Annotated in this window: 13 protein-coding genes; 2 read left to right on the top strand and 11 right to left on the bottom strand. The window is 64.7% G+C overall.

The features are described from left to right. Positions 1-96: 96 nt before the first annotated feature. From CA2_RS13410 to dapC, 6 genes are all read right to left on the bottom strand, one after another. On the bottom strand, positions 97-2,085 hold the full coding sequence (locus CA2_RS13410) for an ABC-F family ATP-binding cassette domain-containing protein (protein WP_042418183.1): 1,989 nt from the start codon (positions 2,083-2,085) through the stop codon (positions 97-99). Between the two features lie 136 nt (positions 2,086-2,221). Further along, complete coding sequence (prmB, locus tag CA2_RS13405; protein ID WP_042418181.1) at positions 2,222-3,151, bottom strand: 50S ribosomal protein L3 N(5)-glutamine methyltransferase; 930 nt, start codon at positions 3,149-3,151, stop codon at positions 2,222-2,224. Beyond that, positions 3,148-4,335, bottom strand: a complete 1,188-nt coding sequence (gene dapE / locus CA2_RS13400; RefSeq protein ID WP_042418178.1) for a succinyl-diaminopimelate desuccinylase — start codon at positions 4,333-4,335, stop codon at positions 3,148-3,150. The genes prmB and dapE overlap by 4 nt, the downstream gene beginning before the upstream one ends. Positions 4,336-4,396: 61 nt before the next feature. Then, positions 4,397-5,572, bottom strand: coding sequence for a PilT/PilU family type 4a pilus ATPase (locus CA2_RS13395; protein ID WP_042418175.1), 1,176 nt, complete (start codon positions 5,570-5,572; stop codon positions 4,397-4,399). A 104-nt stretch (positions 5,573-5,676) separates the two neighbouring features. Then, the gene (gene dapD, locus CA2_RS13390) at positions 5,677-6,510 is read right to left on the bottom strand and encodes a 2,3,4,5-tetrahydropyridine-2,6-dicarboxylate N-succinyltransferase (protein ID WP_042418172.1); all 834 of its coding nucleotides are present in this window, start codon (positions 6,508-6,510) and stop codon (positions 5,677-5,679) included. 9 nt (positions 6,511-6,519) lie between these two features. Then, positions 6,520-7,725: a succinyldiaminopimelate transaminase gene (gene dapC / locus CA2_RS13385; protein WP_042418169.1), complete on the bottom strand. Its 1,206-nt coding sequence runs from the start codon at positions 7,723-7,725 to the stop codon at positions 6,520-6,522. Positions 7,726-7,926: 201 nt separating this feature from the next. On the opposite strand from dapC, the gene CA2_RS13380 reads away from it, so the two are divergent. Then, positions 7,927-9,423 (top strand): methyl-accepting chemotaxis protein, encoded by a 1,497-nt coding sequence (locus CA2_RS13380; RefSeq protein ID WP_052369942.1) that lies wholly within the window; start codon positions 7,927-7,929, stop codon positions 9,421-9,423. Between the two features lie 213 nt (positions 9,424-9,636). Here the strand turns inward: CA2_RS13380 and CA2_RS13375 are convergent, their stop codons facing one another. The 5 genes from CA2_RS13375 to CA2_RS13350 all read right to left on the bottom strand — a co-directional run bounded on the left by CA2_RS13375 (position 9,637) and on the right by CA2_RS13350 (position 14,508). After that, the gene (locus CA2_RS13375) at positions 9,637-10,284 is read right to left on the bottom strand and encodes an RnfABCDGE type electron transport complex subunit B (protein ID WP_042418166.1); all 648 of its coding nucleotides are present in this window, start codon (positions 10,282-10,284) and stop codon (positions 9,637-9,639) included. Between the two features lie 5 nt (positions 10,285-10,289). Beyond that, entirely contained in the window at positions 10,290-11,705 is a 1,416-nt protein-coding gene (locus CA2_RS13370) for a polyhydroxyalkanoate depolymerase (RefSeq protein WP_081889013.1), read from the bottom strand. Between the two features lie 767 nt (positions 11,706-12,472). Further along, the gene (gene dusA / locus CA2_RS13360) at positions 12,473-13,486 is read right to left on the bottom strand and encodes a tRNA dihydrouridine(20/20a) synthase DusA (protein WP_081889009.1); all 1,014 of its coding nucleotides are present in this window, start codon (positions 13,484-13,486) and stop codon (positions 12,473-12,475) included. A gap of 104 nt (positions 13,487-13,590) precedes the next feature. After that, the gene (locus CA2_RS13355; protein WP_042418159.1) at positions 13,591-13,860 is read right to left on the bottom strand and encodes a hypothetical protein; all 270 of its coding nucleotides are present in this window, start codon (positions 13,858-13,860) and stop codon (positions 13,591-13,593) included. A 72-nt stretch (positions 13,861-13,932) separates the two neighbouring features. Further along, a complete protein-coding gene (locus tag CA2_RS13350) occupies positions 13,933-14,508 on the bottom strand; it encodes a C40 family peptidase (protein ID WP_081889008.1) in 576 nt (191 codons plus the stop codon). Positions 14,509-14,704: 196 nt separating this feature from the next. Between CA2_RS13350 and CA2_RS13345 the strand changes: the two genes are divergently transcribed. After that, positions 14,705-15,313 (top strand): isochorismatase family protein, encoded by a 609-nt coding sequence (locus CA2_RS13345; protein WP_042418156.1) that lies wholly within the window; start codon positions 14,705-14,707, stop codon positions 15,311-15,313. Positions 15,314-15,603: the final 290 nt, after the last annotated feature.

The raw sequence follows: 15,603 nt of genomic DNA, 5'->3' as shown, positions 1-15,603 counted from the left end.
CTTCTGAAAACAAAGCAGGGTGAGCGCGAGCAGCTATTTTTTATATTCTGCACCGTGCACCCAGGGCCGGAGCCGCAGGCGCACGGGGTGCTGGGTTCAGCCGGCCAGGCCGGCTTCCTGCGTCAGCTGCTCGATCTGTTCGCTCAGCTCCAGCCAGCGCTCTTCCAGCGTATCCAGGGCGTCGCCCACGGTTTTCAGGCGCTTGCCGGCTTCGGCGATGTCAGCCGGCGCAAGTGGCGTGGCCAGCTTGTCCTCCAGCGCGGCCTTTTCGGCGGACAGGGTGGCCATCTGCTTGTCGACCTGCTCCAGTTCCTTTTTCAGGGGCTTGGTCTTTTCCCTCAGTTGCTGGCGCGCGGCGGCGGCCAGGCGGCGGGCCTCGCGCTGGTCGACCGGGGGGGCTGTGCCAGCGTCGCTGGCGCTGCTGGTGGGCATGGCGGTGGCCTGTTCGGCCAGCTTGGCTTCCTCGCGCAGGCGCTTGGACTCGTCCAGCAGGTAGCGCTGGTAGTCGTCCAGATCGCCGTCGAACGGGCCGACCACGCCGCGGCCCACCATCCAGAAGTCCTCGCACACGGCGCGCAGCAGGTGGCGGTCGTGCGAGACCAGCATGACGGTGCCATCGAAGTCGTTGATGGCCATGGCCAGGGCCTCGCGCGTGGCCAGGTCCAGGTGGTTGGTGGGTTCGTCCAGCAGCAGCAGGTTGGGGCGCTGCCAGACGATCATGGCCAGCACCAGGCGGGCCTTTTCGCCGCCGCTCATGCTGCCCACGGTCTGCTTGACCATGTCGCCGGTGAAGTTGAAGGTGCCCAGCCAGTTGCGCAGGTCCTGCTCGCGGCTGGCGGCGGGGGCGTCGGCGCCCAGGTCCTTGGCCAGGCGCGTCATGTGCTGCAGCGGGTCTTCGTCCGGGCGCAGCACGTCCAGCTCCTGCTGGGCGAAGTAGCCGATGTTCAGCCCCTTGCCCTCGGTGATCTTGCCGCCCAGGGCCTGCATGGTGCGGGCAATCGTCTTGACCAGGGTGGACTTGCCCTGGCCGTTGGCGCCCAGGATGCCGATGCGCTGGCCCGCCAGCACGGAGCGGTTCACGCCGCGCAGGATGGTGGTGGTCTGGCCGGCCTCATCGGTGTAGCCGAAGCTGGCATCGGTGATCGCCAGCATGGGGTTGGGCAGGCTGGCCGGGGCTTTGAATTCAAAGGTGAATTCCGCATCGGCCAGTACCGGCGCCACTTTTTCCATGCGCTCGATCATCTTCACGCGGCTTTGGGCCTGCTTGGCCTTGGTGGCCTGGGCCTTGAAGCGGTCGATGAACTTCTGCAGGTGGGCGATCTTGTCCTGCTGCTTCTCGAACGCCGACTGCTGCAGCTCCAGCTGCTGGGCACGCAGCTCTTCGTACTTGCTGTAGTTGCCGCCGTAGCGCGTGATCTGGCCGCTGGCCAGCTCCAGGGTGACGGTGGTCACCGCGTCCAGGAACTCCCGGTCGTGCGAGATGACGATCATGGTGCCGGGATAGCGCTTGAGCCAGGCTTCCAGCCAGACCAGGGCGTCCAGGTCCAAGTGGTTGGTGGGTTCGTCCAGCAGCAGCAGGTCGGACGGGCACATCAGCGCGCGCGCCAGTTGCAGGCGCATGCGCCAGCCGCCGGAGAAGCTGTTGACGGGCTGGTTCAGCTCGCCGGTCTTGAAACCCAGGCCCTGGATCAGCGCCTGGGCGCGTGCCGTGGCGTCGTGGGCGCCAGCGTCCTGCAGGTCGGCATGGGCCTGGGCGATGGCCATGCCGTCGCCCGCCCGTTCGGCGGCCTGCAGGCGCGCCTGCACTTCCATCAGGCGGGTGTCGCCGTCCAGCACGAACTGGGTGGCGGAGTCCTCCGTCTCGGGCATGTGCTGGGCCACCTGGCCCATGCGCCACTGCGTCGGGATGAAGAAGTCGCCGCCGTCTTCGTGCAGCGTGCCGCTCAGCAGGGCGAACAGCGAGGATTTGCCGGCACCGTTGCGGCCGACCAGACCCACGTGTTCACCGGGGTTGATGGTGGCGTTGACGCTGTCGAGCACCACTTTGGTGCCGCGGCGCAGGGTGACGTTTTTCAGGGTGATCATCTGCAGCGAGAAAAAAAGCGCACCCGCAGACGGGGTCCATCGTGCGGGTGTTGAAAAAATAAATAGCGCTTGGCACAAGCCGGATAAGCGCTAGAGGCCAAAAAGGCTTGAAACTTCAAGCCCGGTGGCACGGCGCCTATTGTGCCGTGCGCTGGGCCTGGGCGACGAGTTCCTGGCGGGTGACCAGCAGCACGGCGTCTTCGCCCACGCTGGTGTCCAGCCAGTAGACCAGCAGCTCGGGGAAGGCGGCCTCGAAGAAGGGGCGCTCGTTGCCGATTTCCAGCACCAGCACGGCGTCGTCGGTCATGCAGGCGGGCGCATCGGCCAACAACTGGCGGATGAAGTCCATGCCATCCGTGCCGCCGGCCAGGGCCAGCTCGGGCTCGGCCAGGTATTCGGCGGGTAGCTTGGCCATGCTGTCGGCGTTGACGTAGGGCGGGTTGCACAGGATCAGGTCCCAGGGGCCGGGCACCTGGCGCAGGCCATCGGTCTCGACCAGGGTCACGCGCTCCTGCAGGCCGTGCTTGTCGACGTTGATGCGGGCCACGGCCAGGGCGTCGGTGCTGATGTCGGCGCCGGTCACTGCCACCTCGGGCCAGGCCATGGCGGCCAGGCAGGCCAGCGAGCCATTGCCGGTGCACAGGTCCAGCACCTGGCGGGTCTTGTCCGAGAGGAAATGGTCGATGCTGCCGTCGGCCAGCAGCTCGGCAATGAAGCTGCGCGGCACGATGGCGCGCTCGTCCACGTAGAAGGGCACGCCCATCAGCCAGGCCTCGCGCGTCAGGTAGGCGGCGGGTTTGCGGCTGGCGATGCGTTCTTTGAAAAGAGTAGCTACCAGCGCTTGCTGCTCGGGCGTGACGGGCTGATTTTCCACCGAATCTTCGTCGTCGCCCAGCGGGGCGTCAATCGGCAGGCCCAGTTGCCACAGCACCAGCCAGATGGCTTCTTCCTCGGCGTTCGCCGTGCCGTGGCCAAAGCCCACGCCAGCCTGGGTCAGGCATTGCGCGCCGGAGGCTATCAGGGCGCCGACGGTGGTGCCGTGGGGCAGGGTGTACGTGTGGCTCATGCGGCGGCCCCTTGCACGGCGGCGGCGGACTGCAGCTGCGCATGCAGGTTTTCCAGCACGCGGCGGTAGATGTTCTTCAGCGGCTCCACATCGGCCACGACGATGTGCTCATCGATCTTGTGGATGGTGGCGTTGGGCGGGCCCAGCTCGATCACCTGGGGGCAGACCTTGGCGATGAAGCGACCGTCGCTGGTGCCGCCACTGGTGGACAGCTCGGTCTCCAGCCCGGTTTCGGCGCGGATGGCCTGCTGCGTGGCGTGGACCAGGTCGCCGGGCGTGGTCAGGAAGGGCTCGCCCGACAGGCTCCAGGTCAGGTCGTACTCCAGCGCGTGGCGGTCCAGCACGGACTTGACGCGCTGCTTCAGGCTTTCGGCCGTGTTCTCGGTGCTGTAGCGGAAGTTGAAGTCGATCACGACCTCACCGGGGATCACGTTGGACGCGCCCGTGCCGCCATGCATGTTGCTGATCTGCCAGCTGGTGGCGGGGAAGAAGGCGTTGCCCTGGTCCCATTCGATGCTGGCCAGCTCGGCCAGTGCCGGCAGGGCCTGGTGGATGGGGTTGCGCGCCAGCTGGGGGTAGGCGATGTGGCCCTGGATGCCTTCCACGGTCAGGCGTCCGCTGAGCGAGCCACGGCGGCCGTTCTTGATCATGTCGCCGGTCTGCTGCACGGCCGTGGGCTCGCCCACGATGCACCAGTCCATGGGCTCGCCGCGGGCGTGCAGGGCCTGGCAGACGATCTTGGTGCCGTCATGGCCGGGGCCTTCCTCGTCGCTGGTCAGCAGGAAGGCAATGTCCAGGGGTGTGTCGGTCTGCTGGGCCAGGAATTCCTCGACGGCCACGACAAAGGCGGCGATGGAGGTCTTCATGTCGCTGGCACCGCGGCCGAACAGCTTGCCATCTCGGTAGGAGGGGGTGAACGGCGGGCTGCCCCACTGCTCCACCGGGCCGGTGGGCACCACGTCGGTATGGCCAGCGAAGATCAGCGTCTTGGCCGCGGGGTGGCCGCTGCGGCGCACGGCCCAGAGGTTGTGCACGCGGAAGCTGTCGGGGCCGCCGTCCATGCGCTCGCAGGCAAAGCCCAGGGGGGCCAGGCGGTCGGCCAGCATTTCCAGGCAGCCGGCATCTTCGGGGGTGATGGAGGGGCGGCTGATCAGTTGCTCAGCCAGTTGCAGGGTGCGGGACATGCGAGAAATCCAAAATGGGCTGCACCTTGCGGGCAACCTGGCCCCCAGTCTGCACGGGGGCTTATGTTTTAAGACCGGTGTTCAGCAACAAGTCGCCAAACTCGGGCAGGGCCGGGACGTTCTGCTCCACCGCAGGGGCCAGCGCTTCCAGGGGACTGCTGGCCGGAGCGGCTTTTTGGGGCGCATTTTGCAGGCGCCACATCAAGTTGGTGGGCGAGTCGGCATTGGCCAAGCCTTCACTGCGGTCAATTGTGCCACTGGTGATGAGGCGCGCCAGGTCTTCTTCGAAGGTTTGCGAACCTTCGGCCATGGACTGCTCCATGTTGTCGCGCACGCCGGAAAAGTCGCCCTTTTCGATCAGCTCGGACACCAGCTTGGTGTTGAGCAGCACTTCCACGGCCGGTACGCGCTTGCCCGCCGGCGTGCGCAGCAGGCGCTGGGTGACCACGGCCTTGAGCGACGAGGACAGGTCGCCCAGCATGGTGGCGCGCACCTCCACGGGGTAGAAGCTCAGGATGCGGTTCAGGGCGTGGTAGCTGTTGTTACCGTGCAGCGTGGCCAGCACCAGGTGGCCCGATTGCGCGTAGGCGATTGCGGCGGACATGGTTTCGCGGTCGCGGATCTCGCCGATCAGGATCACATCCGGCGCCTGGCGCAGCGCGTTTTTCAGTGCCACCTGCAGCGACTGGGTGTCGGAACCCACTTCGCGCTGGTTGACGATGGAGCGCTTGTTGCGGAACTGGAATTCGATCGGGTCCTCGATGGTCAGGATGTGGCCCGAGCGCTGCTCGTTGCGGCTGTCGATCATGGCCGCCAGGGTGGTGCTCTTGCCGGAGCCGGTGGCACCGACCACCAGCAGCAGGCCGCGCTTTTCCAGAATCAGCTGGTTCAGGATGGGCGGCAGCTTGAGTTCTTCCAGCTTGGGGATCTGCTGGGCGATGAAGCGCACCACGACGGCCACCGAACCCCGCTGGCGCATGGCGCTGACGCGAAAGCGGCCCACGCCCTTGAGGGGGACGGCCATGTTGAGTTCGCCCGTGTCCTGCAGCACCTCCATGTCGTGCGGAGACACCACTTCGGCCAGCAGGGCGCGCGGCGCGTCCGGCGGCAGGAGCTGGTTGTTGATGGGCACGCAGACCCCGTCGATCTTGATGAGCGCGGGGGAATTGGCGGACAGGTAAACGTCCGAGGCGTGCTTTTCCGCCATCAGGCGCAGGATGCGTTCCATCATGCTCATGCCGAAACCTCTGATTAAAAAACTGGGGGCTTTGTTGCAGGCCTGTAGTCTGCAGCAAAACCCCCAGTTTGCGATTTAGAGCTTGTCTAAATGCTTGATGCGCATCAATCGCGCAACAGGTCGTTCAGGCTGGTGGTGGAGCGGGTCTTGGCGTCCACGGTCTTCACGATGATGGCCGCATACATGGAGTAGTCCTTGCCGTCCTTGGTCTTCTTGGGCAGGTTGCCCGAGACCACCACGGAGCCCGCAGGCACGCGGCCGTAGGTGATTTCACCGGTTTCGCGGTTGAAGATGGGGGTGGACTGGCCGATGTACACGCCCATGGAGATCACGGAGTTCTCTTCCACGATCACGCCCTCGACCACCTCGGAGCGTGCGCCGATGAAGCAGTTGTCTTCAATGATGGTGGGGTTGGCCTGCAGGGGTTCCAGCACGCCGCCCAGGCCCACGCCGCCCGACAGATGGACGTTCTTGCCCACTTGGGCGCAGGAACCGACGGTGGCCCAGGTGTCGACCATGGTGCCGGAGTCCACGTAGGCGCCGATGTTCACGTAGGAAGGCATCAGGATGGCGCCCTTGGCGATGAAGGAGCCGCGGCGCGCCACGGCAGGCGGCACCACGCGCACGCCGGTGGCGGCGATGTCGGCTTCACTCATGCCTTCGTACTTGGTGGGCACCTTGTCGAAGAAGTTCAGGGCGCCGGCGGACATCAGCTTGTTGTCGTTCAGGCGGAAGGACAGCAGCACGGCCTTCTTGAGCCACTGGTGCACGGTCCATTGGCCGACGCCTTCACGGGTGGCCACGCGCAGCGTGCCGTTGTCCAGCTGCTGCAGGGCGAATTCGACGGCTTCTACGACTTCCTTGGGGGCAGAGGCTGCGGACAGCTCGGCGCGGTTGTCCCAAGCGGTTTCGATGATCTGTTGGAGTTGCTGTGTCATAGGAACAAATTACTTCAAATGTTTTTGGATGAAATCGGCGATGCGCTGAGCGGCTTCCACGCATTCGGAGGTTTCTGCCACCAGGGCCAGGCGCACACGCTGGGCCCCCGGGTTGTGGCCGCGTGCATCGCGGGCCAGGTAGCTGCCGGGCAGGACAGTAACATGGTTTTGCGCGTACAAGGCCTGTGCAAACTCGGTGTCCGTCATGCCCAAAGCATCGGGAATGCGGGGCCAGAGGTAAAAACCGGCATCCGGCAGGCGCACGTCCATCACGGGCTCCAGGATGGGCATGACGGCGGCGAACTTGTCGCGGTAGAGCTGGCGGTTGTGGTCCACATGGGCCTCGTCCGACCAGGCGGCGATGCTGGCGTGCTGGATCGGCAGGCCCATGGCGCCACCGTGGTAGGTGCGGTACAGCAGGAAGGATTTGAGCAGCTTGGCGTCGCCGGCCACAAAACCGCTGCGCAGACCCGGCACATTGCTGCGCTTGGACAGGCTGGTGAAGGCCACCAGGTTGCGGTAGTCGCTGCGGCCCAGTTGCACGGCGGCTTCCAGGCCGCCCAGGGGCGCTTCTTCGCGGAAATAGATTTCGCTGTAGCACTCGTCCGAGGCAATCACGAAGCCGTGGCGGTCCGACAGCGTGAACAGCTTCTCCCATTCCGACAAGGGCATGACCGCGCCCGTGGGGTTGCCGGGCGAGCAGACGTAGATCAGTTGGGTCCGGGCCCAGACCTCGTCCGGCACGCTGTCCCAGTCCACGGCGAAGTTGCGCGCGGGATCGCTGGGCACGAAGTAGGGCAGCGCGCCGGCCAGCAGCGTGGCGCCTTCGTAGATTTGGTAGAAGGGATTGGGGCACAGCACCGTGGCGCCGGGCTGCGTGGGGTCGATGATGGTTTGTGCGAAGGAAAACAGGGCTTCGCGCGAGCCGTTGACGGGCAGGATCTGGGTGGCCGCGTCCACTGCGATGCCATAGCGGCGCTGCATCCAGTCGCTGCAGGCCTGGCGCAGGCGCAGGTCGCCGGCGGTGGCGGGGTAGTTGGCCAGACCCGCCAGGTTGCCGCACAGGCTGGTCTTGATGAATTCCGGCGTGTCGTGCCGTGGCTCGCCAATCCCCAGGCTGATGGGGCGCAGATCGGCGGGTGGTGTCACCCCCGCAAAAAGTTGGCGCAGCCGCTCGAAGGGATAGGGCTGAAGGTGTTGGAGCAGGGGATTCATGGTCCAAATATTATGGGGTCAGAATGTCGCCCGCTTTGTGCTTGATGCGTGATGCCGGGGGGCTGCAGGCCGCAGGCGTGCGGGTGGTGCAGCGAAAAACGAACAAGGCTAGCTGGGAAAACCCCCAAGGCTGGCACCGCTTCCCGGAGTTACAACCCTTTGTAACGAATTTCATCGTGTGCGAACGCGGGGAGGGGGAGCATGCACAAGCCAATGCGTTGGGTGCTCAGGCACTGCAAGCTGGGCGGAAAGCTGGCGCTGATCGGCGTCAGCGGCGGGTTGGCCATGCTGGCCGCATGGCTGGCTGCGGGCCAGGGCTGGGCGCCTGGGCTGCAGGTGGGCCTGCCGGTGGCGGCAGGCCTGTGGTTCTTGTATGTGCTGTACAGCGTCTACAGCAGCCTGGCCCATGAGGTGGCGCGCCTGCTGACGGCCATGGAGCACGCGGCCCAGGGCAATCTGGCCCACCGCATCACGGCGCACGGGGCCGATGAACTGGCGCAGATGGCCCGCCTGCTGGACAGCATGGTGGTGGCCCTGTCCAGCATGGTGGCCGAAATCCGCAGCAACGCAGCCCTGGTCACGCAGGCCGGGCATACGCTCACCCATGACAACCAGGCCCTGGCGGCGCGCACCGAGCTGCAGGCCTCGAACGTGGCGCAAACCGTGGTCAGCGTGGAACAGGTCACGGCCGTGGTGCAGAACAATGCCGAAACGGCCGTGGCCGCCGACCGCTGCACGGCCCAGGTGCGCCAGGCGGTGGAGCAGGGCAGCGGCGTGATGGAGCAGGCCGTGCAGTCGGTCGAGGCGATCGAGCGCAGCGCTGGACGCATGTCCGAGATCATTGCCGTGATCGACGGGATTGCCTTTCAGACCAACATCCTGGCGCTGAATGCCGCCGTCGAGGCGGCGCGCGCGGGCGAGCAGGGGCGTGGCTTTGCTGTGGTGGCTTCCGAGGTGCGCAGCCTGGCGCAGCGCTCCGCCGAGGCCTCCAAGGAGATCCGCCTGCTGATCGAGGACTCCGTGCGGCAGGTGGCCAGCAGCACGCAGCTGATCCGCCAGGCGGGCCAGGGCATGCACCAGGTGGCGCAGGGCGTGCGTAGCGTGGCCGGGCATGTGGAGGCGATTTCGGAGTCCGGCAACAGCCAGGGCACCGGGCTGCAGCAGATCCACCAGGCGGTGCACCAGATCGACCAGGTCACCCAAGAGAACGCGCTGATGGTGCGCCATGTGGTGCAGGAAGCGCAGGCGCTGGAGCAGCGCGCGGCCACGCTGTCGGAGGCGGTGGAGCGTTTTCGGCTGCAGCAGGGCACGGCGGTCGAGGCCGTTGCCCTGGTGGAGCGGGCCGTGGCGCTGCGCCGCATGGGCATGGCGCAGCAGCAGTACTGGCAAGCGCTGACGGACCCGCAGCAACCCTTTCACGACCGCGACATGTATGTCTTTGTGCTGGATGCCGGTGGGCAGTACCTGGCGTTCGGTGGTAACCCGGGCAAGCGCGGCACCCGGGTGCAGGATGTCAAGGGTGTGGATGGCGATGCCCTGCTGCGCGCCATTATTGCCCAGGCCGAGCAGGGGCCGGGTTGGGTCGAGTACGACTTCACCAACCCCGTGTCGGGCAAGGTGCAGGCCAAGATGTCCTATGTCTGCAAGCAGGATGGCGTGTACCTGGGCTGCGGCGTCTACAAGAGCTTTGCGGGCTGAGTGCCCTTGATGCCCTTGGCGTGGCCCTGGTGGCAGGGGCGCAAGGGGCCGCTACGGCAGGCAGGCATGCAGGCAGCGCATGCCGTGACACGCGGGTAACGCCACCAATATCGGGTGTACAGGCATGTCGCACTGGGCCTCAAAATGGCCTGCAGCGCTGATGGATCGTGCGCCTGCAGCTATCAATACAGGACCTTCGGCAATCGGACGGACTCAGTGGCCGCGCAGGCCGCGGGCTTTGGCCAGGGCGGCGGCAACCGCCGCTTTCTTGTCGGGCACCACCTCGGGCACGGGGGCCGTGGCCTGGGCATTGGCGTTGATGCTGTCCGTCAGCCCCTGGGCCTGCAGCCGCTGCTGGCGCGCGTGGTAGCGCTGCTTGGCGTGTTGCGCCTGTGCGGGCGTCCACGCCTCCCAGCCGGTGCGCGCGCCGCTGACGACCTCCAGCTCGATACAGTCCACCGGGCAGACGGGGATGCACAGCTCGCAGCCGGTGCAGTGTGCCGGGATCACCGTGTGCATCTGCTTGTTGGCGCCCAGGATGGCGTCGGTGGGGCAGGCTTTCAGGCACAGGGTGCAGCCGATGCACCAGTCTTCGTCAATGCGTGCCAGCGTCAGCGGTCCTTCGATGCCGAACTGCGGGTTCAGCGGCTGCACGGGTTGGCCGGTCAGGGCCGCCAGCCGCGCAATGCCTTCCGTGCCCCCGGGCGGGCACTGGTTGATCGGCGCGCCTTCCTCGGCAATCGCCTGGGCGTAGCGGGCGCAGTCGGGGTAGCCGCAACGGGTGCATTGCGTTTGCGGCAGGGCGGCATCAATGGAAAAAGCCAGTCCGGTGAGGACTGGCTTGGGCTGAATTTCAGGCATGCAGTCTAGCGGGTGCCGCGCCGGCGCGCCCTGGACGCGGGGGCCGGCTTGGCGGTGGTCGGTGTCCTGGGGGCAGAGTGTGGCGCAACTTGGGGGGCGGCGTCTTCGGCGTGCACCAATTCCCCGTCATTGACCGGTGCGCTGTCGGCGGCCGGGGCGGGTTGGTGGGCGTAGATGAAGCCGCGCACCTTGGGATAGACCATGTCGCGCCAGCGGCGGCCGCTGAAGATGCCGTAGTGGCCGGCCCCCATGACGTCGTAGTGCAGGCGCATGGTGGCAGGAATGTTGGCGCACAGCTCCTGCGCGGCGCGGGTCTGGCCGGAGCCGGAGATGTCGTCCAGCTCGCCTTCGATGGTGAACAGCGCGGTGCTGGTGATGTCCTGGGGCTTCACGCGCTCCAGCGTGCCGTCCGGCGCGCGCACGTCCCAGGTGCCGTTGACCAGCTTGAAGTCCTGGAACACGGTCTGGATGGTTTCCAGGTAGTAATCGGCGTCCATGTCCAGCACGGCGTTGTACTCGTCGTAGAACTTGCGGTGCTGCTCGACGCTGGCGTCATCGCCCTTGACCAGGTTCTTGAAGTAGTCGTAATGGCTGTTGGCGTGGCGGTCGGGGTTCATGGCCACAAAGCCGGAGTACTGCAAGAAGCCAGGGTAGACGCGGCGGCCGGCGCCCGGGTAGTTGTCCGGCACGCGGTAGATGACATTGTTCTCGAACCACTCGAAGCTGCGCTGCACGGCCAGGTTGTTGACGGCCGTGGGGGTGCGGCGCGCATCAATCGGGCCACCCATCATGGTCATGGTCAGCGGCGTGGTCTCGCCGCGACTGGCCATCAGCGACACGGCGGCCAGCACTGGCACCGTGGGCTGGCAGACGCTGATGACGTGGCAGTTGCCGTACTGCTGTTGCAGGTAGCGGATGAATTCCTGCACGTAGTTGATGTAGTCGTCCAGGTGGAACTCGCCGTTTTCCAGGGGCACCAGGCGGGCGTTCTTCCAGTCGGTGATGAAGACCTTGTGGTCGCTCAGCAGGCTTTTGACCGTGTCACGCAGCAAGGTGGCGTAGTGGCCCGACAGCGGGGCGACGACCAGCACCGGGGGCTGGGTGAGCAGGGTGTCCAGCGTCTCGGGATCGTCCGAGAAACGCTTGAAGCGGCGCAGCTCGCAAAATGGCTTGTCGATCTCGACACGCTCCAGGATGGTGACCTTGACGCCATGCACGGGCACGGACTGGATGCCGAATTCGGGCTTTTCATAGCCTTTGCCCAGGCGGTAGAACAGGTCAAAACCGGCCGAGATGCGTTGGGCGAAGGGCCACTGTGCCATGGGCAGCAGCGGATTGGTGTACAGCTTGGAGGTGGCTTGCGCAAAGTCGGCAAAGGGTGCCAGCAGGGCGCGTTGGGTTTCGTAGAGCTGGTAGAGCATGGCGGGCATACCTCGTTATGTTGCAGTGCAATATAACAGCATGCGACGTCGGCGCGGAATGGCACTATCCAGGGGAGGGCGTCGCGCAGGCGACAAGCGTGCGCCAGCCCGTCCGCGTGCTGCAAGAATTGAAATAGGTGGCCTCCCCGGCGGCCTTGCACAAGCCCTGGATGGCGAAAGGGCCTTGCAGGAAAGCATAGCGCTCAGCGCTCGTGCGAGCGGGGGGTTAAAGGATAAATCATTCAAAAATCAAGCTGTGCAAGCGCCAGCAGCTACGTTTTTTTGATTTTCATCCAGCCACAGCCACAGCCACAGCCATAGCCATAGCCATAGCCATAGCCATAGCCATAGCCATAGCCATAGCCATAGCCATAGCCATAGCCATAGCCATAGCCATAGCCATAGCCATAGCCATAGCCATAGCCATAGCCATAGCCATAGCCATAGGCGCGCTGCGGGTCTGTAGCCTAGACCAATCAAATGCGCTGGCACCTACAGAATCGCGCGGTCTGCAGTTCGTGGCGATGGGACCCCAGGGCGGTGGCCACGGTGCAGGCATGCGGCAGGCCCGGATAGAGCTCTGGTGAGGTTGGGCCCAGGGCTGTGGTGCGGGACGGCAGAACGGAACTCCCTCCAACCGACCGGTGCGGGGCCTGTAGGGGATGGCGAGGCCTGCACGCTGGTGGCGCTGGCAGATATCTGTCATGCAGGAGCAAACATGCTCGTCGCACGCCCGCTCCTGCATGGCGCCGTCGCCCATACGGGGTTTATTCGGGCTGGGAACCGTCCGGTCGGGTGTTGGCAATCGCCGAGACTTCGCGGGCCGGCAGGTGCTTGAGGCGGTGGTCGCTCCACACCTGGCGCCAGCGGCGCGCGCCCGGCAGGCCGTGGCGCAGACCCAGCATGTGGCGGGCAATCGCGTACCAGTGGGTGTCGTGCTCGCGCGCTTCGCGTTCCATGTACGCGACCATGGCCTGCTCGATGTCCAGGTGGGTCAATGTGGACGCAGGCGCGCCGAAGTACAGCTCGTCCCAGCGGGCCATCCACCAGGGGTTGTGGTAGGCCTCGCGGCCCACCATCACGCCATCGACCAGCTGCAGCTGCTCCTGCACCACCGCGTCGGTCTTGATGCCGCCATTGATGGCAATCGTCAGGTGCGGGAATTCGCGCTTGAGCTGGGCCACGATCTCGTAGCGCAGCGGCGGAATGTCGCGGTTTTCCTTGGGCGACAGGCCTTGCAGCCAGGCGTTGCGGGCATGGACGATGAAGACCTCGCAGCCGGCCTCGGCCACGGTGCCGACAAAGTCGCGCACAAAGTCATAGCTCTCGATCTTGTCGATGCCGATGCGGTGCTTGACGGTGACGGGAATGTCCACCACATCGCGCATGGCCTTGACGCCCTCGGCCACCAGACTGGCCTCGTTCATCAGGCAGGCGCCAAAGGCGCCACGCTGCACCCGTTCGCTGGGGCAGCCGCAATTGAGGTTGATCTCGTCATAGCCCCAGTCCTGGCCAATCTTGGCGGCCTTGGCCAGATCACCCGGTTCGCTGCCGCCCAGCTGCAGGGCCACGGGGTGTTCCTCGGCGTTGAAGCGCAGGTGGCGCGGCACATCCCCGTGCAGCAAGGCACCGGTGGTGATCATCTCGGTGTAGAGCAGGGTGTGGCGGCTCAGCAGGCGGTGCAGGTAGCGGCAGTGCCGGTCCGTCCAGTCGAGCATCGGGGCCACGGACATGCGCCAGGGGTTGAACGTGGCAGGCGAGGTAGGGGGCGAAGTATTCATTCAAACAATGCAGGCACGGTGCCTGCCAGCGTGCAGGCCAATCCGGGGCGCTATTGTGCCCAGCCTGTGCAATCGCTTCAGGCGCAAGGCTTTGTGCCGCTGGCTCAGGGGTTCATGCCCCAGCGGGTCTTGAAGTCGAATTCCAGCTTCTCGCACTGTCCTTCGGCGAACTGCGCCGGTGTGCCTTCCTTCGGGCCCTTTTCGCGTTCCTTCCAGCACAGGCGGATGGTTTCGCGCTCCACCCATTGCGTTTCCTTGTCGGGCGAGGCGTTGAACAACAGCTGGCTGATCAGCATGAGGATGGCAAACATCGCCACCGGCAGGCCGATGATCCAGCGAACCAGTTTGGGTTTGGGAGTGGCTTGGTCGGGCATAGCAAAACCAATGGGTGAGTGACAAAAGACAAGGCCTGCATGAAAGCAGGCCTTGGTGGGAGTTGATCAGTGTCAAGGAGCGGTGGAGGCTTCCAGCAACGCAGGCTGTGCATCCGCCACATCCACGCGGCGAGCGCCGTTGAAACGCTTGGCCCAGTAGCTGTCGTTCATGCTTTCCACGCGCACGCTCTTGCCCTTGCGGGGGGAGTGGATGAACTTGCCTTCGCCCACGTAGATGCCCACATGGCTGAAGGTGCGGCGCATGGTGTTGAAGAACACCAAGTCACCGGGACGCAGTTCTTTCTTGTCAATCTTCTGGGTGGCCTTGGCCTGCTCGTCGGCACGGCGTGGCAGCAAATGGCCGACGGTATCCTGGTAGATGGCACGCACGAAACCGCTGCAATCAAAGCCGGTTTCAGCGCTGGTACCGCCAAAACGGTAGGGGATGCCGATCATGCCCATGGCCGTGTTGATCAGGCTGGACGTGTTGCTGGCCACGGAATGGCCCATGCTCTGCAGGTTCGCGCCGAGGCCGCGCTCATGCACGATGTCTGCCAGACGTTCCTGGGTCAACGGTTCGCTGTTGGTGGGAGCGGCTTGCACGCTTCCACAGCCGAGGGCGATAAACAATAGCCATTTGCAAGTCATGGGCACAGAGGTTATCACGCTTGTCTGACATTGTGGGCGGAAATTGGCGCACAAAGTGCATCTAATTGCCGATTTGTACGGGTTGGTTATGTCGTAATTGATATATGACAGAGTTTCTGGACATGCATTTTGTGTGCCCGCTTGCAGGCTTCACTGCGACAATGTGGCTTTGAAGAACCTCTGAAGGAAGAATTACATGCTGCTGGACGCCGATGACTCGCAACTGGTGTTGATCGACTACCAAGAAAAGCTGTTGCCCGCGATTTTTGAAGGACCGCAGGTTCTGGCCAATGCGGTCAAGCTGGCCAAGCTGGCGAACCTGATGCAGGTGCCGGTGTGGGGCACGGAGCAAAACCCTTCCCGCCTGGGTCCGAACGCGGCCGAGTTGCGCGCACTGTGCGACCAGACATTGGCCAAGATGAGCTTCAGCGCGGCCGAGGATGGCCTGATCAATCTGCTGCGCCCGCCTGTGCGCAAGCAGCAGGGCGGTAATGCGCGCAGCCTGCCCAAGCACCTGCAAAAGCCGGCCGCACCGGCAGAGCCCGAGCGTCCTTCCATCATCATTGCCGGCTGTGAGGCCCATGTCTGTCTGCTGCAGACCGCCTTGCAACTGCTGGAAGAGGAGATGGAAGTGTGGGTGGTGACGGATGCCTGCAGTTCGCGCAGTGAGCGCAACCGTGATGCGGCGTTCGACCGTCTGGCTAGCGCTGGGGCCGAGCTGGTCACGACCGAGATGGTGGCTTTCGAATGGATCCGCAGCTGCGAGCACCCTGCCTTCAAGCAGATGCTGGAACTGGTCAAGTAAGCCACGCAGATTCGAGCCCGCGCTGATCGGGAGGTCAGCGCTTTTTTATTTAGTTATTGAATACAGCTTACATTGAGATATCCGGCAACCTATTCACATACTTGGGACGTTGGTTAAGTGTTGCGCTCATTCCAACCATCGCTAAAATAGCTTAAAAAAGTGAGCTACTATCGGAGCAAAAACAATAGCTTCAGTGCTAAGGGGTGTTGAAGTCCTAGCTCAACAAAGGCAGCCTGCTCAATTTTCCAATGAAGCCTAGGGTCTTGGTGAATCGCCCCGGGTTTCAAGAA

Origin of the sequence: Comamonas aquatica NBRC 14918 (assembly GCF_000739875.1) — a bacterium.
Lineage (GTDB): Bacteria > Pseudomonadota > Gammaproteobacteria > Burkholderiales > Burkholderiaceae_C > Comamonas > Comamonas aquatica.
This window is presented reverse-complemented; position numbering and strand designations above follow the sequence as displayed.

Excerpts from the sequence above, each read along its gene's own strand:
- CA2_RS13410 (WP_042418183.1), bottom strand. The coding sequence starts at position 2,085 with ATGATCACCCTGAAAAACGTCACCCTGCGCCGCGGCACCAAAGTGGTG.
- prmB (WP_042418181.1), bottom strand. The coding sequence starts at position 3,151 with ATGAGCCACACGTACACCCTGCCCCACGGCACCACCGTCGGCGCCCTG.
- dapE (WP_042418178.1), bottom strand. The coding sequence starts at position 4,335 with ATGTCCCGCACCCTGCAACTGGCTGAGCAACTGATCAGCCGCCCCTCC.
- CA2_RS13395 (WP_042418175.1), bottom strand. The coding sequence starts at position 5,572 with ATGAGCATGATGGAACGCATCCTGCGCCTGATGGCGGAAAAGCACGCC.
- dapD (WP_042418172.1), bottom strand. The coding sequence starts at position 6,510 with ATGACACAGCAACTCCAACAGATCATCGAAACCGCTTGGGACAACCGC.
- dapC (WP_042418169.1), bottom strand. The coding sequence starts at position 7,725 with ATGAATCCCCTGCTCCAACACCTTCAGCCCTATCCCTTCGAGCGGCTG.
- CA2_RS13380 (WP_052369942.1), top strand. The coding sequence starts at position 7,927 with ATGCACAAGCCAATGCGTTGGGTGCTCAGGCACTGCAAGCTGGGCGGA.
- CA2_RS13375 (WP_042418166.1), bottom strand. The coding sequence starts at position 10,284 with ATGCCTGAAATTCAGCCCAAGCCAGTCCTCACCGGACTGGCTTTTTCC.
- CA2_RS13370 (WP_081889013.1), bottom strand. The coding sequence starts at position 11,705 with ATGCTCTACCAGCTCTACGAAACCCAACGCGCCCTGCTGGCACCCTTT.
- dusA (WP_081889009.1), bottom strand. The coding sequence starts at position 13,486 with ATGAATACTTCGCCCCCTACCTCGCCTGCCACGTTCAACCCCTGGCGC.
- CA2_RS13355 (WP_042418159.1), bottom strand. The coding sequence starts at position 13,860 with ATGCCCGACCAAGCCACTCCCAAACCCAAACTGGTTCGCTGGATCATC.
- CA2_RS13350 (WP_081889008.1), bottom strand. The coding sequence starts at position 14,508 with ATGACTTGCAAATGGCTATTGTTTATCGCCCTCGGCTGTGGAAGCGTG.
- CA2_RS13345 (WP_042418156.1), top strand. The coding sequence starts at position 14,705 with ATGCTGCTGGACGCCGATGACTCGCAACTGGTGTTGATCGACTACCAA.